Consider the following 22,365-nt stretch of genomic DNA (forward strand, 5'->3'; position numbering starts at 1 on the left):
GACTTTAATCGGTCTCTGGCGCCCCGTCCCGCCTTTCACTGTCGCCGCCCGGGCCGCCCCAGGCCAGGGCGCAAACTCGTCAGTTTCGTCAGAGCGCCGTTTACGCCAGCTGGGCCGCCAGAATCCCGGGCGGCCGCGGCCACGTCGTCGATCAGGCCGCCGGGCGATCCCGTGGCGGGCACGGCCGTGCGGGTCAGGCGCGCCAGGCTGTCGGGCGTCAGGGGGCGGGCGGCAGCCGCGATGGGCCGCCACTCATCCACGTCGCCATGGCTGGACAGGCAGATGTCGATGCCCGAGGCCAGCACGGCGGCGCAGCGTTGGGCCAGGGACCCCGCCAGCGCCTCCATATAGATGCAGTCGGAAATCAGCACGCCGTCGAAGCCGATGCGGCCGCGGATCACCTGCTCCACCACCAAAGGGGAGATGGAGGCGGGGCGGGCCTGGTCCACGGCGCTGAACACGATGTGCGCGACCATGGCCCAAGGTGCGGCGGCCGCCAGCCGGCGGAAGGGCAGGAAGTCGCTGTCGGCCAGGGTGTCCAGGTCGGTATCCACCACCGGCAGGCGCTCGTGGCTGTCCACCATGGCGCGGCCGTGGCCGGGGATGTGCTTGATGATGGGGGTGACGCCGGCGGCGATCATGCCGGCCATGAAGGCGCCGGCCAGTTCCGCCACCTCGCCCGGTTTGTCGCTGAAGGCGCGGTCGCCGATGACCTGGTGGCTGCCCGGCACCGGCACGTCGGCCAGGGGGGCGCAGTCGACGGAAATGCCATGCTGGCGCAACAGGCTGCCGATGGCCGCGCCATCCAGGCGGGCCGCCGCCAGCCCGGCCGCGCGGTCGCGGCGGTACAGGGCGCCGATGCGGGCGGGCGGGGGGAAGGCCGGCCACACCGGCGGGTCCATGCGCTGGTGCTGCCCGCCCTCATGGTCGATCAGGATGGGGGCGTCGGCGCGGCCCACGGCGTCGCGGAAATCGCCGCACAGGCGGCGCAGCTGATCGGGTGTACCGCAGTTGCGCTTGAACAGGATCAGGCCCAGCGGGTCGGCGTCGCGGAAGAAGGCCTTCTGGTCGGCCGTCATCTCCAGCCCCGGCACCCCGAAGACGACGGCGAGCGGCGGTTGGCGGGTGCTTGGGGTCATGGGACGTCACCTTTTCTGATGCCGTGCGCGGGCGCGGCTGGGGCCCGCGGCGCGGGCGGGGCGCCGGAAGCGGTGGGGGGCGGAATATCGAGGAAATCCGCGCCTCGGCGGGCCGGTCGCGGTCCCCGGCAGGGGAGCCCGGGCAAGGCCTGGCGATCAAGGCCCGCTTTGCGGATTGACGAAATTGACGGTATGCTCGCAGCCGTGCGCCGGTAAAGCCGATTTAAAAACAGTGATGTCGGTGGATTTGGATGTATTCCTGTCCCCATCAAAAAACAGGGGGTGATCGGGGTGGTCGGGTTTGAGAGGTGGGCTATCAAGGCGCCGGCCAGCCTCGTCACGCTTGCGGTGCTGCTCTGCCTGTCGCTGATGACGGCGCTGTACGCCGTCATGGATCGCACCGACACGGCCGTGGCCACCGCCCGCGACATGGCGGCCCATGATTTGGGCATCCTCTATGAGTCCGCGCGCGACCAGAGCGCCGCCTTCTCCAGCACCAGCTTCATCGGTTACAGCGTGGGCCGTTATTACGGCTTCGCCTCCGCCTTCGCGCAGATTTCCCCCAATCCCGAGCGGGCCGCCGCCCTATTGCGTACCGCCTTCGCGGCGGGCGACGCGCAGCAGCAGGGCGCCTCTTCCGCGCTCGCCCCCTATATGGCTGTGCACGACCGCTTCCACGCCAGCTTCGTGGACATGATCGGCTCCTCCGTCTTCAACGACCTCTACCTCATCGACCGGCTGGGCCGCGTGGTCTACAGCCTGCGCAAGGACGGCGCGTTCGGCCAGGACCTGAACGACGCCCGCGCCCGCGACACCCCGCTGGGCGAGGTGTTCCGCGAGATCATGGCCCGGCTGCAGAAGGTGGACGACCCCACCCAGGTGCTGGTGGTGACGCCGCCCAAGGATCTGGATGGCGCCACCGCCAGCGATGGGCCGGATGGGATAGGCATGCTGGTGGCCCGGCCGGTGGTGCGCCATGGCTCGGTGGAGGGTGTCGTGGCCTTCCGCCTGCCGCTGGCCACTGTGGACCGCCGCCTGGGCACCCTGGCGCGCCAGGGCGTCGGCTTCACGCTGATCGATGCCGGCGGGCACCCGGCGGACCAGCCGGCGTCGGCCCGTGGCCTGTCTCCTTATGGTGTGTACGGCGTGCCCGGATCGCCGTGGCAGTTCCAGGTGCTGTCCAGCGGCTGGGCCCTGTCGGGCTGGCTGGGCTGGTGGACCTGGGGCCTGGCCCTGGCCAGCGTCGCCGCCGGTGGCTGGACCTGGCGCCAGTCCCGCCGCGCCGCGCCCAGCGCGCCGATGGTGGCCGAGGCGCCCGCACCGCCGCGCGTCGTGGTGCCGTCCCCCGTCATCCCGCCGCCGCCCGTCATCACCGCCGTGGTGCCGCCCCCGGAACCGGCTTTGGACGCGCCGCCGTCGGCATCAGCCCCGGTGCCGGAGGGGGAACCGGCCAACGACCTGGACGCCAACGAGGAGTTCCGCCGCTGCATCGTCGACGTCATGACCCTGGCGCTGGACTTCTGGCACCACGCCAAGCGCAAGGGGAAGATCGAACTGGCGGAGGAAAGCGGGCTGTGGCGCGTCTACATGGATCGCAGCTCGCTGCAGACCCGCACGCTGGACAAATACCTGCTGGTGGAAACGCTGCCCCGCAATCCGCGCTGGCGCGACGTGGTGCGCACGGCGGAATTCGTGCTGCGGCATTGCCCCGACACCGGGGCGGAGCGGGAAGGGGTGCGCGAGGCCCTGGGCCGGCTGAAACAGCACCTGCGGCACGCCGAGCGCATATAGCGTCGCCCAATCCGCTGCCCAGTCCATAAGTAATACATTGTAATGTTACAGATTTCACCGGCCCGGACAGTCAAAATCCCCGATTTTGCCGTCATTTTCGACATTCTGCCGGAACCAGCCTTTCGCCCCCGCCCCCCTCTCATGCCTGATATGCCGGAACGCACGGTCACCCCGGGTTGCCCCGGTGGGCTCCCCAATCGGGCAAGAGGGGGTTGGCGGTGTCTGGTTCCAGGCATGGCGCCGTCGGTTGGGTCTGACGGTCGGCCGCGCCGGTAAACACAAAAGATGGGCCAGAGGAGGGTTTGATGGGTTTTGGGAGAAAGATGCTGCGCGGTTCCGCCAGCGTGGTGGCGGTGCTGGCCATGTCGGCCACGGCCTATGCGGCCGACGCGCCCGCCCCGGCGGCGGACTCCAGCCTTGATGAAATCGTGGTGACGGGCTTCCGCAAGTCGATCCAGGACAGCATCGACGTGAAGCGCGACAAGACCGCCGTGGTCGACGTGGTCAGCGCGGAAGACATCGGCAAGCTGCCCGATAAGAACGTGGCCGACGCCCTGCAGCGCGTGCCCGGCGTCATGATCCAGTCCGCCGCCTCGGGTGAAGGCGGCTTCGACGAGGCCGACCGTGTCAGCATCCGCGGCTCCAGCCCCTCGCTGACCAACACCACCATCAACGGCCATGGCGTGGCCACCGGCGACTGGTTCCTGCTGGACCAGTTCTCCACCGTGGGCCGTTCGGTCAGCTTCTCGCTGCTGCCGTCGGAAATCGTCGACAAGACCCTGGTGTACAAGAGCCAGCAGGCCGACCTGGTGGAGGGCGGCGTCGCCGGTTCCATCGACATCCTCACCCGCAAGCCGCTGGACTTTAAGGACAACTTCACCGCCGCCGCCGATATCGAGGGCGTCTACGGCGACATGGCCGAGAAGGTGTCGCCGCAGTTCAACGGCCTGGTGTCCTGGAAGAACAAGTCCAACACCTTCGGCGTCCTGGCGCAGGCCTTCTATGAGGAACGCGACGTCCAGCGCGAGGGCCAGGAAGTCCTGGGTTATTCGCAGTTCGCCGCCACCGACGCCGCCGTCAAGGCGCACCCGGAACTGAACGGCGTCTATTACCCCACCCTGATCGGTTCCGCCCTGTTCCAGCAGAAGCGCAAGCGCATGGGCGGCGACATCGACGTGGAATTCACGCCGACCGACAAGCTGACGGTGGATATCAACGGCTTCTACTCGCACATGGACGCCGATAACTCCAACCGCAACTTCATGTACTGGGGGTCCAGCATCTTCTCGACGCAGCAGGCGGTACCCACCGCCTACACCGTCAAGAACAACACCCTGACCTCGGCCACCACGCCGTCGGTGACCAACGCCATCGTCTACGACCAGATCTCGCGCCCCGGCGCCTCGGCCGAGACGTCCTACATCGACGCCGACGTGACCTACCAGGCGACCGACCGCCTGAGCTTCACCGGCAAGGTCGGCTACACCTACGGCCTGGGCGACACGCCCAGCGAGCCGGCCTATGAGGCGGTGGCCGCCTCGTCCGCCAGCTACGCCCTGAACGGCCTATCGGCCCCCGCCACCGTCAATTTCGGCATCCCCACCGGCACCCAGAACGGCAATTACGCCACCGGCTGGGCCTGGACCGACGTGCTGACGGCCGTGGACCAGGAGTATTACGGCCAGCTGGACGCCAAGTACGACGTCAAGTCCGGCATCTGGGACTCGGTGAAGGCCGGCGTGCGCGTCAGCGCCCACCAGCGCAACACCCAGTTCAAGGTCGATGGCGGCTGCTGCGCCAACGGCGGCTGGGGCGTGGCCACGCCCTCGTCCAGCGGCACCTATCCCGCCGGCTTCGGTTCCAACCTGGGTGGTCCCATCCTCAGCAACATCTGGAACCTGTCGAACGACCAAGTCGCCGCCTTCTTCAATTCCTACGGCATCGGCAACGCTGATCCCATCAATGGCGCCGATGGCACCTCACGCTACTACTGGCCGGGTTCGTTCAAGGTGTCGGAGACCGACAGCGCCGCCTATGTCATGGCCAATGTCGGCGGCGCCGGCTGGTCGGGCAACTTCGGCGTCCGCTTCGTCGACACCAACCTGACCAGCCTGGTGTACTTCGCCTCCACCGCTGGGGCGCCGGGGGCCATCAACACCTCCGCCTTCGGCCCCTATGTGCCGACCAACATCAGCCACGACTACGTCAACGTGCTGCCCAGCGCCAATCTGAAGCTGGAGGTGACGGACGATGTGGTGGCCCACTTGGCGGTGGCCAAGACCATGGCGCGGCCCGACTACAGCGCGCTGGGCGGTTCGGTCAGCCTGAACGACGTGGCCTCCTCCGGCTCGGGCGGCAACCCCGACCTGAAGCCCATCGAGTCCACCAACTACGACGCGTCGCTGGAATGGTACTACGGCCCGCAGTCCCTGCTGTCGTTCGCCGTGTTCTACAACGACATGAACTCGTACGTGACCTACGGCGTCACGCCGCAGACCTTCTATTCCGACTTCTACAAGGCCAACCACACCTACCAGGTGACCCACCCGTTCAACACCTCGGCCAAGAACCGCGGCTTTGAACTGGCGATCCAGCAGCCGATCTACGGCGGCTTCGGCGTCCAGGCCAACTACACCTACGCCTACGGCACCGAGGAAAGTGGCGCGCCGATGATCGGCAACTCCCGTCACACCTACAACCTGACGGGTTATTACGAGAACGACTGGATCAGCGCCCACCTGTCCTACACCTTCCGCTCGCACTTCGTGGTGGGCTTGGATCGCAGCACCCTGGAAAACCAGGATGACTTCGGCACCCTGGACGCGTCGGTCAACATACCGGTCAATGACTACCTCAGCCTGACCTTCTCGGCCCTGAACATCACGGATGAGCTGATGAAGTACTACGCCAACAACACTGACCAGCCGCGTGCCATCTACGACAACGGCCGTCAGTACTACTTCGGCGCCCACTTCAAGTACTGAGGTTCATGAGTGTGTGGCGGCCGGCCCAGGGGACGTTCCCCTGATCCCCGGCCGCCGCCAGTGCCCCGTCGGCTGGTTCGTCACGGACGGCGGGTTGTTTCCGTGAGGGCGTACTTTCTTTGGATTGTGCTCTCGATCTCCCCGAACTTGGAAAGGCCCGGACGTCCGTCCGGGCCCCTTTTTCCCGGGGTTGGGGTTTCGCGGGATGAGGCGTCCCGCCGCTTGCCCGCTACCGGGGGCGGCGTGCTTTAGTCGGGTTGAATGCCGAAACGGTGCCCCAGGGTGCCGGGAAATGAGGAAGAGGCGTGGGCGGTTCGATGGTGGGAAATGGGGCGCCAGCCGGTGCGACGCCGGGAACGGCAAACGTGACGCGGCTCACCTTGCTGGCCCCGCTGGACGGATGGGCGACCCCGCTGGACGAGGTGCCCGATCCCGTCTTCGCCCAGCGCATGATGGGGGAGGGGCTGGCGCTGGACCCGACGGGCGCCACCCTGCGGGCCCCGTGCGACGGCGTGGTGCTGACCGTCCACCGCGCGCGCCACGCCGTGACCTTGCGCGCCGACTGCGGCGTGGAAATCCTGATGCACGTGGGGCTGGAGACCGTGGCCCTGGGCGGCCGGGGCTTCACCGTCCATGTGGCCGAGGGCGCGCTGGTGCGGGCCGGCGATGCCCTGATCGACTTCGACATGGACCTGCTGGCCCGGGAAGCCAAAAGCCTGCTGACCCCGCTGATCGTCGCCGGCGGCCCGGCCGCCACGGTGGTGGAGGTCAGGACCGGCGTGCCGGTGCGCGCGGGCGAGGTGCTGCTGACCCTGCTGGTGCAGGGCGACGGTGCCGCCAGTGCCGCCACCGGGGAACGCACCCAGAGTGCGGAACAATCAGTGGTGCTGCCCCTGGTGCATGGCCTGCACGCCCGGCCCTCCGCCGTGTTGGCCGCCGCCGCCAAGCCTTATGCCGCCGCCGTCTTCCTGGCGGCGCAAGGCCGCCGCGCCAATGCCAAGAGTGCCGTAGCCGCCATGTCGCTGGGCCTGCGCCATGGCGACGCCCTGACCGTGCTGGCGGAGGGGGAGGACGCTGCCGCCGCCGTGGCCGCCGTGGCCGCCGCGATCTCGGCCGGCCTGGGCGAGACACCAGTTCCCCTTGCCGAGGCGCTGCCCGTGCCCTCGCTGCCCAGCGCCGCCGTGCCGCCGCACGATGAACCGCCGGCGCTGGAGGCCCAGCCGCCCTTCGCCCCGGGCGAGACGGCCGTCATCCGCGCCGTCACCGCCGCCCCGGGCCTGGCGCTGGGCCGCGCCTTCCGCCTGCAGGAAGAGGAGGTGGAGGTGCCGGCCAGCGGCCTGGGCGCCGATGCCGAGCGGCAGGCCCTGGCCGCCGCCCTGGACCGGGTGCGCGCCCGCCTGGCCGCCGCCGTGGCCCACGCGGAGGAGACGCGCCAGACCCAGCGCCGCGACATCTTCCAGGCGCACCTGGCCATCCTGGACGACCCCGACTTGCTGGATGAGGCGCAGGCTGCCATTGCCGGCGGCGAAGCCGCGGGGAGTGCCTGGCGCGCCGCCACCGACCGGTCCGCCGCCGCCCTGCGCGCCCTGGGCAACCCGCGCATGGCGGAGCGTGCCGCCGACCTGATCGACCTGCGCCGCCAGGTCATGCTGGCCCTGGCCGGGCGGGAACCGCAGCCGGTAATCCTGCCGCAGGGCGCCATCCTGGTGGCGGAAGAGCTGATGCCCAGCCAGCTCAGCAACCTGGACGGCGGCCGCTTGGCCGGCTTCTGCACTGCGCGCGGCGGTCCCACCAGTCATGTGGCCATCCTGGCGGCCTCCATGGGCGTGCCGGCCCTGGTGGCGGGCGGGGCCGCCGTGCTGCGCATCCCCGATGACGCCCCGCTGATCCTGGACGCCGATCGCGGCCTTCTGCACGTACAGCCGCCAGCCGATGACCTGGCCAAGCTGGAGCGCGAGACCGCGCGGCGCAAGGTGCTGGCCGAGGCCAACCTGAAGGCGGCGGCCGCCGACTGCGTCATGGCCGACGGCACCCGCATCGAGGTCTACACCAATGTCGGCAAGGTGGCCGACGCGGTGAAGGGTGTGGCCAAGGGGGCGGAGGGCTGCGGCCTACTGCGCACCGAATTCCTGTTCCTGGACCGCCAGACGGCGCCCGATGAGGATGAGCAGGCGGCCCAATACCAGGCGGTGGCGACGGCCTTGGCCGGCCGGCCGCTGATCATCCGCACCCTGGACGTGGGCGGGGACAAGCCCTTGCCCTACCTGCCGCTGCCGCGGGAGGAGAACCCCATCCTGGGCCTGCGCGGCGTGCGCATCGGCCTGCGCCGGCCGGAGATTCTGCGCACCCAGTTGCGCGCCATCCTGCGCGTCCGCCCCGTGGGCCAGTGCCGCATCATGGTGCCCATGGTCGCCACCCTGGATGAGGTGCGGGCCGTGCGCGACATGCTGGACCACGAGCGCGAGGCCCTGGGCCACGCCCCGCCGGTGCAGCTGGGCGTCATGGTGGAAACGCCGGCGGCGGCGGTGACGGCCGACCAGCTGGCCACCGAGGCCGACTTCCTGTCCATCGGCACCAACGACCTGACGCAGTACGTGCTGGCCATGGACCGGGGGAACCCTGACCTGGCCGCCCGGCTGGACGCCCTGCACCCCGCCGTGCTGCGCCTCATCCGCCAGACGGCGGAGGGGGCGGCCAAGCACGGCCGCTGGGTGGGCGTATGCGGCGCCCTGGCCTCCGACCCCGCCGCCGCCCCCCTGCTTGTGGGCCTGGGCGTGACGGAGCTGTCGGCCACCCCGCCCACCATCCCGGACATCAAGGCGGCCCTGCGCCCGCTGGACAAGGCCGCTTGCGTGGCGCTCGCCACCGAGGCCCTGGCGCAGGAGTCCGCCGCCGCCGTGCGCAGCCTGTTGGCCCGCGCCGGTCTCGCCGTCGCCATCACCGAGGGAGCCGCCTGATGCGCGACCGCTTCGCCCTGATACAGCAGCTGGGCCGCGCCCTCATGCTGCCCATCGCCGTGTTGCCGGTGGCCGGCCTGCTGCTGCGTCTGGGGCAGCCCGATCTGCTGGGCATCCCCTTCATCGCCGCCGCCGGCGAGGCCATCTTCACCAACCTGGGCCTGGTCTTCGCCATCGGCGTGGCGGTGGGCCTGGCGCGGGAGAACAACGGCGCCGCCGGCCTGGCTGGTGTGGTGGGCTTCCTGGTGGCGACGCAGGGGGCGCAGGCCCTGGTGCGCGTGCCGCCCGAGGTGGTGGCCGGCCTCACCGGAACGGCGCTGGACGCCGCCGCCACCAGCTACAAGATCAAGGCGGTGGCCAAGATCGGCGTGCCGGCCGGCATCCTGTCCGGCCTGCTGGCCGGCGGCCTCTACAACCGCTACAGCGAATTGAAGCTGCCGGAGTTCCTGTCCTTCTTCGGCGGCCGGCGCTTCGTGCCCATCGCCACGGGCTTCGCCGGCTTGGGCCTGGCGCTGGTCTTCGGCTTCGGCTGGCCGGTGCTTGAGGCCGGGCTGGACGGGCTCAGCCGCGCTGTGCTGTCGGCCGGCGACGTCGGCCTGTTCCTCTACGGCCTGCTGAACCGGGTGCTGATCATCACCGGCCTGCACCACATACTGAACAACGTCGCCTGGTTCATCCTGGGCGACTATCACGGGGCCACGGGCGATCTGAAGCGCTTCTTCGCCGGCGACCCCACGGCCGGCGGCTTCATGGCCGGCTATTTCCCCGTCATGATGTTCGGCCTGCCGGCGGCCTGCCTGGCCATGTACCGCGCGGCCAAGCCCGAACGGCGGGCGGCCATCGGCGGAATGCTGCTGTCCATGGCGCTGACCGCCTTCCTGACCGGCGTGACCGAGCCCATCGAGTTCACCTTCATGTTCGTGGCCCCGCCCCTCTACGCCTTGCACGCCGTGCTGACGGGCCTGGCCATGGTGGTGATGGACGTGCTGGGGGTGAAGCTGGGCTTCACCTTCTCCGCCGGGCTGGTCGACTACATCGTCAATTTCGGCAAGGCGACGCGGCCCCTGCTGCTGCTGCCCGTGGGTGCCGCCTACTTCGCCGTCTATTACGCCGCCTTCGCCTTCGTCATCCGCCGCTTCAACCTGAAGACCCTGGGGCGGGAAGATGCGCCGGTGGCGGTCGTGTCCACCCAAGCGCTGGCCGAGCAGGGTCGGGGCGGCGGCTTCGTCGTCGCCTTGGGCGGGGCCGGCAACATCCGTACCGTGGATGCCTGCACCACCCGACTGCGCCTGGTGCTGGCCGACAACCGCGCGGTGGATGAGGCGGCGCTGACGGCCCTGGGTTCCCGCGGTGTGGTCCGCCCCAACGCCACCGCCTTGCAGGTGGTGCTGGGCCCCGTGGCCGACCAGGTGGCGGGCGAGATCCGCAAGGCCTTGACCCATCTGCCGGCGGGCGGTGCGCTTGCTGTCGCCGTTGCGGTGGAGGAACCGGCGCCGGTCGCCGCTCCGGCCCCCTTGCCCGATGTCGCCGCCGTGCTGGCGGCCCTGGGCGGCACGGCCAACGTCCAGGCGGTGGAGGCCCGCGCCACCCGCCTGTTGCTGGGTGTCGCCGACGCCGCCGGCGTGGACGAGGGGCGCTTGCTGTCCCTGGGCTTGCGCGGTGTGGCCCGGGTCGGCGCCGGCCGCCTGCACCTGCTGCTGGGGGGGCCCGCCGCCCCGCTGGCCGATGCCCTGACCCACGCCATGACCAGGGGCTGACGGCCCAACCCCATCCACGGTTCCGCTTTCCTCAGGGGCACTTACCCATGCGATTGAAGGCCTTGCTTGTCTCCGGCGTCACCCTGATGGCCGCCAGCGTCGGTTCCGCCGCCTACGCCCAGCAGGCGGCGCTCATGCCCCTGCCGGCGGCCATGAGCGCGGGCACGGGGCAGTTGCTGGTGGATGGCGGCTTCACCGTAGCGCTGGCGGGGCCCGCCGACCCGCACCTGACCGCGGCGGCCCACACCCTGATCCAGCGCCTGGCCGCCAAGACCGGGCAGTTCCTGGCCGGCGCGCCGACAGCAAAGGGGAAGGCGACCCTGACGCTGACCGTCACGGGCGTCAGCGCCGCCGTGCCGGCGCCCCAGGAGGATGAGGCCTACACCCTGACGGTGACGCCAACCGGCGCCAGCATCACGGCCGCGACATCGATCGGCATCAACCGGGGCGTCGCCACCTTCGCCCAGCTGGTGGCCAACGGCCCCCAGGGCTGGGCCGTGCCGGCGGTAACCATCCACGACCAGCCGCGTTTCCCCTGGCGTGGCCTGCTGTTGGATGTGTCGCGCCACTTCATGCCCATCGCCTCGGTGGAACGCACCATCGACCTGATGCAGGCGGTGAAGCTGAACGTGCTGCATTGGCACCTCGCCGACAACCAGGGCTTCCGCGTGGAAAGCAAGGTCTTCCCCAAGCTGCACCAGTTGGGGTCGGATGGCGACTTCTACACCCAGGACCAGGTGCGCCAGATCATCCGCTACGCCGCCGACCGGGGCATCCGCGTGGTGCCGGAATTCGACATGCCCGGCCACACCACCGCCTGGCTGGTGGGTTATCCGGAACTGGCCAGCGCGCCCGGCCCCTACACCGTCGAGCGGCACTGGGGCGTCTTCGATCCCGCGTTGGACCCGACGCGCGACAGCACATACCAATTCCTGGATCGTCTCGTTGGCGGAATGACTGCGCTGTTCCCCGATCCTTACTTCCACATCGGTGGGGATGAGGTGAACGGCGAACAGTGGAAGGCCAGCCCCGCCGTCCAGGCCTATATGAAGGCCCATGGCCTGAGGGACACCGCCGCCTTGCAGGCCCTGTTCACCACCAAGGTGCAGGCCATCGTCGCCCGCCACGGCAAGCATGCCATCGGCTGGGATGAGATCATGGACGGTGACATGCCCAAGGACGTGGTGGTGCAGTCCTGGCGGGACACGGAATCGCTGAAGAAGGCGGCGCTGGCCGGCCATGCCGGCATCCTGTCCGCCCCCTACTATCTGGATCTGAGCTGGCCGGCCGGCCGCCACTACGCCGCCGACCCCATGCCGGAAAACCTGCCGGCGGGGTTGGAGGGCCTGATCCTGGGCGGCGAGGCCTGCGCCTGGAGCGAGCGGCTGTCACCGGAGAACCTGGACATCCGCCTATGGCCCCGTGCCGCCGTGGTGGCGGAAAAGCTGTGGTCGCCCAAGGACATGACGGCCGATGTCCCGGCCATGTACGCGCGTTTGGACAGTGTGGCCGATGACTTGGCCTTTGCCGGCTCGCGGCATGTGACGGCGAGAGACGCCATGCTTACCCGGGTGGCGGGGCCGGCGGGCGTTGGCGCCCTATGGCCCCTGGCTCAGACGGTGGAACCGCTGAAGGACTATAACCGCTCCACCCGGCGGCCGGACGCCGTGCAGTCCACGCCCCTGAACCGCCTGGTGGACGCGGTCCCGGCGGAAAGCGCCGTGGCGCGGGAGTTCGGCCTGGCGGTGGACCGCCTCATCGCCCAGCCCGGCGCCGCCGCCGCTCAGGCGCAGGTGCGGGGCATGTTGGAGCGGTGGCGGACGGCGGAGACGCTGCTGACCCCCTACCGGCAGGCCACGCCGTTGCTGGCGGAACTGACGGGTCCGGCGGCCAAGCTGACCCGCCTGGCCGAGGCGGGGCTGGCCGCCGCTGATGCCGTGGCCACCGGCAAGCCCCTGGCCGACCGTGCCGCCGCGGACAAGGCGCTGGCGGAGGCGGTTGAACCGGGCGCCGAGTTGGAGTTCGCCATCCTGCCGGCGGTGACCAAGCTGGTGAAGGCCGCCCGCTAAGGCCCCATGCCCGGGATGCCCGGCACGGTGTCCGCCAGGAAGTCGATCAGCAGGCGGACGCGGGCGATGCCCGCCCGTTCCGGCACGATCAGCATGTTGAAGGGCACCGGCGGCGGACTATGGCCGGGCAGGACGATCTCCACCCGGCCATCGGCCAGCAGGTCATCCACCAGCCAATGGTGGGTGGGGCCGATGCCCCGGCCGGCCGCCAGCGCCTCGCGCGCACCCAGGCCATGGTCGACGCGGAAGCGTCCGCCCGCCGGCACCTCGGTCAGGCCGCCATCGGGTCCGTGCAGCACCAGGGTGTCGCTGCCGGATACGTTGGACATGCGGACGATGTCGTGGCCTGCCAAGTCTTGCGGCCGGGTGGGCCGGCCCCGCCGCGCCAGATAGCCCGGCGAGGCCATCAGCGATCGGCGTGAACGGCCCAGGGGCTTCAGCTTCAGGGTGCTGTCGGTCAGGGGGCCGAGGCGCAGCGCGATGTCCACGCCCTCCCGCACCAAGTCCACACGCTCATCCGTCAGGCTCAAATCGATGCCAATGTCCGGGTGACGATCCTGGAAGGCGAACAGCAGGCGACTGATATGGCGTACGCCCAGGGCCGCCGTGCAGGATAGGCGGATGGTGCCCGCCGCGCCCTGCCGGCCACCACGCGCCTCATCCGACGCCTGATCCACCAGTCGCAGGATCTGGACGCACTGGGCGTGATAGCGCGCGCCTTCCTCCGTCGGGGTGACGCGCCGGGTGGTGCGGCTCAAGAGGGGCACGCCCACCGCCTCTTCCAGTTCGCGCAGCTGGCGGGTGACAGTGGACTGGCCCACCCCCAGCTCCCGCGCCACGGCCGACAAATTGCCCCGCTCCGCCACGCGGACGAAGGCGCGCATGCGCTCTAGCGTGACGCCGGACTTATCCATAATTCGGCATGATCTTATGCATTGCCCATCTGTAGCGCATGGATGGGATCAGGTCTACCTGAGGGGTCGGTTCGCTAATCTGGAGCACCAACCCCATGAACGTTCTTCTCGTCTTTGCCCATCCCGATCCCCGGTCGTTGAATGGCGCGTTGCGCGATGTCGCCGTCGCCGAGCTTCAGGCCCAGGGCCACACCGTCCAGGTGTCCGACCTCCACGCCATGGGCTGGAAGGCCGTGGTCGACCACGCCGACTTCCCTGACCTTAAGCCTGAGGATCGCCTGGTGCCGGTGCTGGCGTCGCGCGACGGCTACGCCGCCGGCCGGTTGACGGCCGACGTGCTGGCGGAACAGGAAAAGCTGCGCTGGGCCGACATGCTGATCCTGCAGTTCCCCCTCTGGTGGTTCACCATGCCGGCCATCCTGAAGGGCTGGGTTGATCGCGTGTTTGCCTATGGATTCGCCTATGGCGTGGGCGAACATAGCGACCGTCGCTGGGGCGACCGCTATGGCGAGGGCGTCTTCCAGGGCAAGCGCGCCATGGTCATCACCACCGCCGGCGGCTGGGCGCCGCACTATGGCCCGCGTGGCATCAATGGCCCCATCGACGACCTGCTGTTCCCCATCCACCACGGCATCCTCTACTACCCGGGCTACGCCGTCCTGCCGCCCTTCGTCCTGTACCAGGCGGATCGGCTGGACGCGGCGGGCTTCGAGCGCGAGGCCGAGCGTTTGCGGGAACACCTGCGCACCTTGGAGCAGACGGCCCCCATCCCCTATCGGCGGCAGAACGGCGGGGACTACCGGATCCCCAGCATGGAACTGCGGGAGGGATTGGGCGGCGGCGCCACCGGCTTCGCGTTACATCTGCGGGAGGGGGTCAAAGCCTGATCTTCAGTCGCGCCCCGATTTCGCCCACCAGGCCCCGGCGGAAGACCAGGACGCAGGCGATGAAGACGGCGCCGATGACGGCGGCGACGGGCAGGCCGCTGGTGGCCAGCGCGCTTTCCAGGCCCACGGACAGGAAGGCGCCAACGGCTGGGCCGGCCACGGTGCCGATGCCGCCCAGCAGGGTCATCAGCACCACCTCGCCCGACATCTGCCACTGCACATCCGTCAGGGTGGCGATCTGGAAGACCAGGGCCTTGGTGCCGCCGGCCAGGCCCGCCAGCGTCGCCGACAGCACGAAGGCCGCCAGCTTGTAGCGGTCGACCTCATAGCCCAGCGACCGGGCGCGCGCCTCGTTGTCGCGCACCGCCTTCAGCACCTGGCCGAAGGGCGAATGGACGATGCGGTAGAGAGCCAGGTACCCGAGGGCCGCGACGGCCAGCACGGCGTAATAGGCGCTGGTGGGTTGGCCAAGGTCGACCAGGCCCAACAGGCGGCCCTGGGGTACCCCCTGGATGCCGTCCTCACCGCCGGTGAAGGGAGCTTGCAGGAACAGGAAGAACAGCATCTGCGCCAGCGCCAGCGTGGTCATGGCGAAATAGATGCCCTGCCGGCGGATGGCCAGCGCGCCCATGGCCAGGCCCAGCGCGGCGGCGGCCAGCGTGCCGCCCAGGATGGCCAGTTCCGGCGGCCAGCCCCAGACCTTGGCGGCATGGGCGGTGACATAAGCCGCCCCGCCGAAGAACGCGGCATGGCCGAAGGACAGCAGGCCGGCGTAGCCCAGCAGCAGGTTGAAGGCGGCGGCGAACAGGGCGAAGCACAGGGCCTTCATCAGGAAGGCGGGGTAGACCACCCAGGGGGCGGCCACCAGCAGGGCCAGGGCGATCAGGGCCAGGAGAGCGATGGGAGGCGCGCGCATCAGCTGGCCCGCCCGAACAGCCCGGCGGGACGCACCATCAGCACGCATGCCATGATGACGAACACCACGATGTTGGCGGCGGGGGGATAGAACACCTTGGTCAGGCCTTCGGCCAAGCCCAGGCCATAGCCGCTGAGGATGGCGCCGGACAGGGACCCCATGCCGCCGATGACCACCACGGCGAAGACGACGATGATCAGATTGCTGCCCATCAGGGGGTTGGCCTGGTAGACGGGGGCGGCCATGACCCCGGCGAAGGCCGCCAGTGCCACCGCCACGCCGAAGGTGACGGTGACCAGCAGGGGCACGTTGAGGCCTAGGGCCTGGGCCACGTCCGGCCGTTCCGTCGCCGCGCGCAGGCGGGCGCCCAGGGCGGTGCGTTCGATGGCCAGCCAGGTGGCGAGGCAGACGACGATGGAGGCCGCGACCACCCAGCCGCGATAGAGCGGCAGGAACATGAACCCCAAATTCACCCCACCCTGCAGCGCGTCCGGCACCGGGTAGGGCTGGCCGGAGGACCCGTAGACCTGCCGAAAGGTGCCTTCCAGCACCAGGGCCAAGCCGAAGGTGGCCAGCAGTCCGTACAGCGGGTCCAGGCCGCCCAGCCGCTTCAGCATCAGTCGCTCCACCCCCATGCCCACCAAGCCCAAGGCCAGGGGCACCAGCACCAGGGCTGGCCAATAGCCGATGTCGAGATACGTGGCCAATCCCCAGGCGGCGAAGGCCCCCACCATGTAGAAGGCGCCATGGGCGAAGTTGATGATGCCCAACACGCCGAAGATGACGGCCAGGCCCAGGCTCAGCAGGGCGTAAAAGGCGCCGTTGATGAGGCCCAGCAGCAGCTGTCCCGACAGGATCTGAACGGACATCTCACACCCCCAGGAAGCGGTCCAGCCGGCCGGGGTCGGCCGCCAGGTCGGCGTTGTCGAGAGTGTCCACCACCCGCCCGTTCTCCATGACGATGTGGCGGTCGGCCACCGTGGCGGCGAAGTGCACGTTCTGCTCCACCAGCAGCACGGTGTGGCCCCGGCCCTTCAGGTCGCGGATGATCTGGCCGATCCGCTGCACGATGACGGGGGCCAGGCCCTCCGTCGGTTCGTCCAGCAGCAGCAGGCGGGCGCCGGTGCGAAGCGCGCGGGCGATGGCCAGCATCTGCTGCTCCCCGCCCGACAGCTTGGTGCCGGGGCTGGCCCACCGCTCCTTCATGCGGGGGAACAGGGCGTCGATCTCACCATCGCTCAAGGCGCCCGCCTGCGCGCGCGGTGGCAGGGCCAGGTTCTCCGCCACCGACAGGCTGGCGAAGATGCCCCGGTCGTCGGGGACGTAGCCGATGCCGGCGCGGGCGATGCGGTGTGGCGGCAGGCCGATCAACTGCCGACCTCTCAATTCGATGGAGCCGCTACGGCGGGGCAGCAGGCCCATGATGGCGCGCAGGGTGCTGGTCTTGCCCGCGCCATTGCGCCCCACCAGGGTCACGATCTCCCCCGCCTGGACGTTGAATGCCACGCCGTGCAGCACATGGCTGTCGCCGTAATGGCCGTCCAGGCCGCTGACCGACAGCACCGTCTCAGGCATGCCCGGTCCCCATGTAGGCTTCGCGCACCGCGCGGTCGGCTGCGATGTCGGCGTAGCTGCCCTCGGCCAGGATTTCCCCCCGCTGCAGTACGGTGATGCGGTCCGACAGGTCGGCGACCACGCCCAGGTTGTGTTCCACCATCACCACCGTCCGTCCGCCGTTTTCCCGTTGCGCCGCGCGGCGGATCAGGGCGGCGGTGCGGTCCACGTCCTCCCGCCCCATGCCGGCCAGCGGCTCGTCCAGCAGCAGGACGGCTGGGTCCAGCGCCAGCGTGGTGGCGATCTCCAGCGCCTTCTTGGCGCCGTAGGGCAGGGTGCCGGCCGGTTCTTGGGCGCGCGCTTCCAGCCCGACCTCGGCCAGCAGGGACAATGCCTGGTCGTTCAGCGCGGCCAGTGTGGATTCCGTCCGCCAGAAATGGAAACGGCCGGGCGTGCGCCGCTGCAGCGCCACGCGCACGTTCTCCAGCGCCGACAGGTGGGGGAAGGTGGCGGAGATCTGGAAGGAGCGGCCTATGCCCCGCCGGGCGATGGCGGCCGGGCTGGCGCCGGTGATGTCCGCGCCGTCATGCAGGATGTGGCCGGACGTCGGCGCCAGGAACTTGGTCAGCAGGTTGAACACGGTGGTCTTGCCGGCGCCGTTGGGGCCAATCAGGGCGTGGATGGTTCCCCGGCGCACGGTGAAGTCCAGGTCGCGCACGGCGGTGAAGCCCCGGAAGGACTTGGTCAGTCCCCGTGTCTCCAGGATCACGTCCGTCATTGGCTCGGTCATCGGGCCTGCCCTGTCGCGCATCCTGGCCGGCTTGACGCCGGCATCCTGATCTCCCGCCATCATTAGGCCCAGGGCAACAAGATATTTCAAGGTGTTGCATTCCCGGATCGCCCGGGATGCGGCATAGTGGCGGGCAGCGGCGCCGGGATCGGCAGGGTCGGGCGCCGACCATAACGATATCGGGAGGAAGCGGATGAGCGGAACTCTGACACGGCGCGGCCCCCTGCTTCTCGGGGCGCTGCTGGGCGCCGCGGCGTTCAGTCTGCTGGCGCTGGGGGCGGCACGGGCCGCTTCCGAGGCGGACACGGCGAAGCCGGTGCGCATCGGCATCCTGAACGACCAGTCCGGCACCTACGCCGACTTCGGCGGCCGAGGCTCGGTCGTGGCGGCGCAGATGGCCATCGAGGATTTCGGCGGCAGCGTGCTGGGGCGCAAGATCGTGCTGCTCAGCGCCGACCACCAGAACAAGCCGGACACGGGTGTCGCCATCGCCCGCCAGTGGTTCGACGCCGACGCCGTGGACATGATCGGCGAGCTTACCACCTCCTCCGTCGCTCTGGCGGTGCAGGACCTGGCCAAGGAACGGGGCAAGATCGACATCGTGGTGGGGGCCGCCACCTCCAAGCTGACCAATGAGGCGTGTTCGCCCACCGGCTTCCACTGGGCCTACGACACCTACGCGCTGGCGCGCGGCACGGGCGGGGCGCTGGTGGAATCGGGCGGCAAGTCCTGGTTCTTCATCACCGCCGACTACGCCTTCGGCCACCAGCTGGAAAAGGACACGACCGACTTCGTGACCGCCAAGGGCGGGTCGGTGGTGGGGGCGGTCAACGCGCCCTTCAACAACAGCGATTTCTCCTCCTTCCTGTTGCAGGCCCAGGCGTCCAAGGCGCAGGTCATCGGCCTGGCCAACGCCGGCACCGACACCACCAACGCCATCAAGCAGGCGGCGGAATTCGGCATCACCAAGGGGGGGCAGAAGCTGGCCGGCCTGCTGTTCACCCTCAGCGACGTGCATGCCCTGGGCCTGAAGACGGCGCAGGGGCTGGTGCTGACCGAAGCGTTCTACTGGGACCGCGACGACGCCAGCCGGCAGTGGGCGGAGCGCTATTTCCAGAAGGTGAAGCGCATGCCCAACATGATCCAGGCCGGAACCTATTCCTCGGTCCTGCATTACCTGAAGGCGGTCAAGGCGGCCGGCACCACCGACGCCAAGGCGGTGGCGGCCAAGATGCGCGAGCTGCCGGTGGACGACATGTTCGCCAAGGGCACGGTGCGCCAGGACGGCACCATGGTGCACGACATGTACCTGTTCGAGGTGAAGAAGCCGGAAGAAAGCAAGAAGCCCTGGGACTATTACAAGCTGCTGCGCACCATTCCGGGTGAGGAGGCCTATCAGGCCCAGGACAAGGGCGCCTGCCCCCTGACCAAAGCCCATTGAGGCCAAGAAGGCACCGTGATCCGGCTTCGGGTTTTGAAGCCCCATTCGCCGCATTGCCGCCCCGACCACACCGGCGGTAGAAGGTCGGGCGGGGCGGCCTATCTCCAGTAGGCCCACCTGGGCAGGACTCATTGCGGGATTGGGGCGGGGACCGGACGGATGACCAACACGGAACCGATGGCGAAGGACGGGGGCGCGGCCGCCCCCGCGCCTGACGGCCTGCATGAGCAGCACGGCCACGGCCATATCCATGGCAGCCGCGGCATGCTGATGCTGGGGGCGCTGGGCGTGGTCTTCGGCGACATCGGCACCTCCCCCCTCTATGCCATGCAGACGGCCCTGGGGGCGGTCACCCACCACGGCCGCCTGCCCAGCGAGGGCGATGTGCTGGGGGTGGTCAGCCTGATCATTTGGGCGCTGATCCTGATCGTGGCGGTGAAGTACGTGGCCCTGGTGCTGCGCGCCGACAATGACGGCGAGGGCGGCATCCTCTCGCTCTTGTCGCTGGTGCATCCGCCCAGCGCCAAGGAGATGGTGCCCATGGTGGTGTTCCTGGGCATCTGCGGCGCCGCCCTGCTATTCGGCGACGGTGCCATCACCCCCGCCATCTCCGTCCTGTCGGCCATGGAGGGACTGGTCGTGGCCGACAGCCACCTGGGCGCCTTCGTCCTGCCCCTGACCGTGGCGGTGCTGGTGGCCCTGTTCGCCATCCAGTACCGGGGCACCGGCGCCATCGGCCGCCTGTTCGGTCCCATCATGGCCCTGTGGTTCGGTGTGCTGGCGGCCGTCGGCCTGTGGCATGTGGCACAGCGGCCGGACATCCTGCTGGCCTTCAACCCGCTGTCGGCCGAGCACCTGCTGGTGCATGCGCCGGGCGTGGCCTTCGCCGTGTTCGGCGCCGTCTTCCTGGCGCTGACGGGGGCGGAGGCCTTGTACGCCGACATGGGCCACTTCGGCGCCGGCGCCATTCGCCGGGCCTGGTTCGTGGTCGTCTTCCCCGCCCTGATCCTGAACTACCTGGGCCAGGGCGCCTTGCTGCTGGACAAGCCGGAGGCGGTGGACAATCCCTTCTACCGCCTGGCGCCGGACTGGGCGATGGTGCCCCTGGTCATCCTGGCCACCATGGCCACCGTCATCGCCAGTCAGGCGCTGATCTCCGGCGTGTTCTCCATGACGCGGCAGGCCATCACCCTGCGCCTGCTGCCGCGCATGTCCATCTCCCCCACCTCGCGCAAGTCCTATGGCCAGATCTACGTCGGCGTGGTCAACTGGCTGCTGATGCTGGCGACCCTGATGATCGTCCTGGGCTTCCGCCATTCCGAGGCGTTGGCCGCCGCCTACGGCATCGCCGTGTCGGCCACCATGCTGATCACCACCATCCTGCTGCGCCGGGTGATGCGCGAGCTGTGGAACTGGCCGGCCATCCCCACCAACCTGATGATGGGCTTCTTCGCCGCCGTGGACCTGGCCTTCCTGGTGGCCAACAGCACCAAGCTGCTGGAGGGCGGCTGGCTGCCGCTGGCCATCGGCGGCTTCATCGCCTTCCTCATGGTCGCCTGGCGCAAGGGCACCGCCATCGTGCAGATCAAGCTGAGCGAGGGCGGCACCACCTTCGCCGACTTCATGCGCCAGGTGGAGGAGACGGTGGTGCACCGCCTGCCCGGCACGGCGGTGTTCGTGACCCGCACGGCCGACCGGGTGTCGCCCATGCTGGTGCACCACGTCACCCACAATCGCGTGCTGCATGAGCACGTCATCCTGCTGACCCTGGTGCCGACCAAGCGGCCCCGCGTGCCGGCCGGTGAGCGCCTGGCGGTGGAGCAGGTGGGCAACGGCTTCTGGCGGGTGACGGTGCGCATCGGCTTCATGCAGAAGCCCGACGTGCCCACGGTCATGCGCGGCTTGGCCCGCCTGGGCCTGGCCTTCTGCCGGGAGGAGGTGACCTACTACATCTCGCATGAGCGGCTGATCCGCGCCGAGCGGAACCCCGCCCTGTCCGGCCCCATCTGGACCGCCTATCACCTGATGCAGCGCCTAGGCCTGCGGGCGTCGGATTACTTTCACTTGCCGCCGGAACAGGTGATGGAAGTGGGATTCAGGCTGGAGGTCTAATTTTCCCCGCAGACCTGGCGCACGCACCCGCGCAGCCAGCGATGGGCGGGGTCGGCGTCCAGGCGGGGGTGCCAGAGCAGCGACACGGTGATCTCCGGCACATCGACCGGCAGGGCGAAGCTGAACAGGCCCTCGCGCAAGGTCAGGGTATGCCGCTCCGGCACCGTCGCCACCAGGTCGGTGGCGCGGGCCAGGGTCAACGCCGCGGAGAAGTCGCCGACGATGACGGCCACATCGCGTGCCAGGCCCAGCGGTTCCAGCGCCGCGTCCACCGGGGCATGACGGCGATCCGGGTCGTGGTCGCGGCGGGCCACGGCGATGTGGCGGGCGGCGGCGAAGCGGGCGGGGGTGAGGGCGCCCTCACCCAGGGGATGCCCCGTGCGCGCCACGCCGACGAAACGGTCGCGGAACAGGGCTTGGGCGCGGACCTCCGGCCCCATGCTGTCGCCCAACACCCCGGTTTCCAGATCCACGGCGCCGTCGCGCAGCGGCGTGCTGCCCTTGTCCGGCTTGGGCGCGAAGCGCAGGCGCACACCCGGCGCCTCCCGCGCCACCCGGGTGACGAGCGCGACACCGAAGCTTTCCACGAAGCCTTCCCGCGTGCGCAGGGTGAAGGTGCGGGTGAGGCGCGCCAAATCCAGCCCCTCCGCCGGGCGCAGCACGGCCTCCGCCTCCCGCACCAGGGGCGCCACCCGCTCGCGCAGGTCCAGGGCATGGGGCGTCGGCACCAGGCCCCGGCCCGCCCGCACCAGCAGCGGGTCGCCCGTCACCTCCCGCAGGCGGGCCAGCGCCCGGCTCATGGCCGAGGGGCTGAGCCGCAGGCGGCGTGCGGCCTTGGCCACGCTGCCCTCGCTCAGCAGCACGTCCAGAGTGATCAGCAGGTTCAGATCGGGCAGGGTGGCCATGATGTAATCCTAACACGCGGCGCGACGCGACATAGCGCGTGGCATGCACGAATATGCTGCAATCCGTGCGCGTTCCGCCATGTCATCCTGCCGGCTACCGTCCGCTTGAACCAATGAGCGGAGGGTGACATGGCCTCAATGAGTATGGA

15 protein-coding genes are annotated in these 22,365 nt (G+C 69.7%); 8 read left to right on the forward strand and 7 right to left on the reverse strand.

Features of this window, described 5'->3' with window-relative positions:
* Nucleotides 1–35: 35 nt before the first annotated feature.
* On the reverse strand, nt 36–1,139 hold the full coding sequence (locus UAA55_RS19145) for a glycoside hydrolase family 3 N-terminal domain-containing protein (protein ID WP_322954732.1): 1,104 nt from the start codon (nt 1,137–1,139) through the stop codon (nt 36–38).
* A gap of 291 nt (nt 1,140–1,430) precedes the next feature.
* Between UAA55_RS19145 and UAA55_RS19150 the strand changes: the two genes are divergently transcribed.
* The 5 genes from UAA55_RS19150 (at nt 1,431) to UAA55_RS19170 (ending at nt 12,697) form a co-directional block, all read left to right on the forward strand.
* Nucleotides 1,431–2,930 carry a hypothetical protein gene (locus UAA55_RS19150; RefSeq protein ID WP_322954733.1) on the forward strand — a complete coding sequence of 500 codons (1,500 nt, stop codon included), beginning with the start codon at nt 1,431–1,433 and terminating at the stop codon, nt 2,928–2,930.
* Nucleotides 2,931–3,253: 323 nt separating this feature from the next.
* Nucleotides 3,254–5,914, forward strand: coding sequence for a TonB-dependent receptor (locus UAA55_RS19155; RefSeq protein WP_322954734.1), 2,661 nt, complete (start codon nt 3,254–3,256; stop codon nt 5,912–5,914).
* A gap of 365 nt (nt 5,915–6,279) precedes the next feature.
* Complete coding sequence (gene ptsP, locus UAA55_RS19160; protein ID WP_322954735.1) at nt 6,280–8,871, forward strand: phosphoenolpyruvate--protein phosphotransferase; 2,592 nt, start codon at nt 6,280–6,282, stop codon at nt 8,869–8,871.
* On the forward strand, nt 8,871–10,628 hold the full coding sequence (gene nagE, locus UAA55_RS19165) for an N-acetylglucosamine-specific PTS transporter subunit IIBC (RefSeq protein ID WP_322954736.1): 1,758 nt from the start codon (nt 8,871–8,873) through the stop codon (nt 10,626–10,628). Before ptsP ends, nagE begins: the two co-directional genes overlap by 1 nt.
* Nucleotides 10,629–10,675: 47 nt before the next feature.
* Entirely contained in the window at nt 10,676–12,697 is a 2,022-nt protein-coding gene (locus UAA55_RS19170; protein ID WP_322954737.1) for a beta-N-acetylhexosaminidase, read from the forward strand.
* Here the strand turns inward: UAA55_RS19170 and UAA55_RS19175 are convergent.
* Entirely contained in the window at nt 12,694–13,611 is a 918-nt protein-coding gene (locus UAA55_RS19175; protein WP_322954738.1) for a LysR family transcriptional regulator, read from the reverse strand. The two genes, UAA55_RS19170 and UAA55_RS19175, sit on opposite strands and share 4 nt — an antisense overlap.
* Before the next feature lie 95 nt (nt 13,612–13,706).
* Here UAA55_RS19175 and UAA55_RS19180 point away from each other — a divergent pair, with 95 nt between their 5' ends.
* Complete coding sequence (locus UAA55_RS19180) at nt 13,707–14,498, forward strand: NAD(P)H-dependent oxidoreductase (RefSeq protein WP_322954739.1); 792 nt, start codon at nt 13,707–13,709, stop codon at nt 14,496–14,498.
* Here the strand turns inward: UAA55_RS19180 and UAA55_RS19185 are convergent.
* Genes UAA55_RS19185 through UAA55_RS19200 form a run of 4 tightly spaced genes read right to left on the reverse strand, consistent with a single transcriptional unit; the run spans nt 14,488 to nt 17,746 of the window.
* Nucleotides 14,488–15,414, reverse strand: a complete 927-nt coding sequence (locus UAA55_RS19185) for a branched-chain amino acid ABC transporter permease (protein WP_322954740.1) — start codon at nt 15,412–15,414, stop codon at nt 14,488–14,490. The genes UAA55_RS19180 and UAA55_RS19185 overlap by 11 nt on opposite strands.
* The gene (locus UAA55_RS19190) at nt 15,414–16,283 is read right to left on the reverse strand and encodes a branched-chain amino acid ABC transporter permease (RefSeq protein ID WP_322954741.1); all 870 of its coding nucleotides are present in this window, start codon (nt 16,281–16,283) and stop codon (nt 15,414–15,416) included. Before UAA55_RS19190 ends, UAA55_RS19185 begins: the two co-directional genes overlap by 1 nt.
* 1 nt (nt 16,284) lies before the next feature.
* The gene (locus UAA55_RS19195; protein ID WP_322954742.1) at nt 16,285–16,989 is read right to left on the reverse strand and encodes an ABC transporter ATP-binding protein; all 705 of its coding nucleotides are present in this window, start codon (nt 16,987–16,989) and stop codon (nt 16,285–16,287) included.
* Nucleotides 16,982–17,746: an ABC transporter ATP-binding protein gene (locus UAA55_RS19200; protein ID WP_322954743.1), complete on the reverse strand. Its 765-nt coding sequence runs from the start codon at nt 17,744–17,746 to the stop codon at nt 16,982–16,984. The genes UAA55_RS19195 and UAA55_RS19200 overlap by 8 nt, the downstream gene beginning before the upstream one ends.
* Before the next feature lie 205 nt (nt 17,747–17,951).
* On the opposite strand from UAA55_RS19200, the gene UAA55_RS19205 reads away from it, so the two are divergent.
* Complete coding sequence (locus UAA55_RS19205) at nt 17,952–19,199, forward strand: ABC transporter substrate-binding protein (RefSeq protein WP_322954744.1); 1,248 nt, start codon at nt 17,952–17,954, stop codon at nt 19,197–19,199.
* A 159-nt stretch (nt 19,200–19,358) separates the two neighbouring features.
* A complete protein-coding gene (locus tag UAA55_RS19210) occupies nt 19,359–21,311 on the forward strand; it encodes a potassium transporter Kup (RefSeq protein ID WP_322954745.1) in 1,953 nt (650 codons plus the stop codon).
* Here UAA55_RS19210 and UAA55_RS19215 read toward each other — a convergent pair.
* Nucleotides 21,308–22,216: a LysR family transcriptional regulator gene (locus UAA55_RS19215; protein WP_322954746.1), complete on the reverse strand. Its 909-nt coding sequence runs from the start codon at nt 22,214–22,216 to the stop codon at nt 21,308–21,310. The genes UAA55_RS19210 and UAA55_RS19215 overlap by 4 nt on opposite strands.
* Nucleotides 22,217–22,365 lie beyond the last annotated feature (149 nt).

The sequence above is a fragment of the Nitrospirillum guanabarense genome, from assembly GCF_034653355.1.
Taxonomy (GTDB): Bacteria; Pseudomonadota; Alphaproteobacteria; order Azospirillales; family Azospirillaceae; genus Nitrospirillum.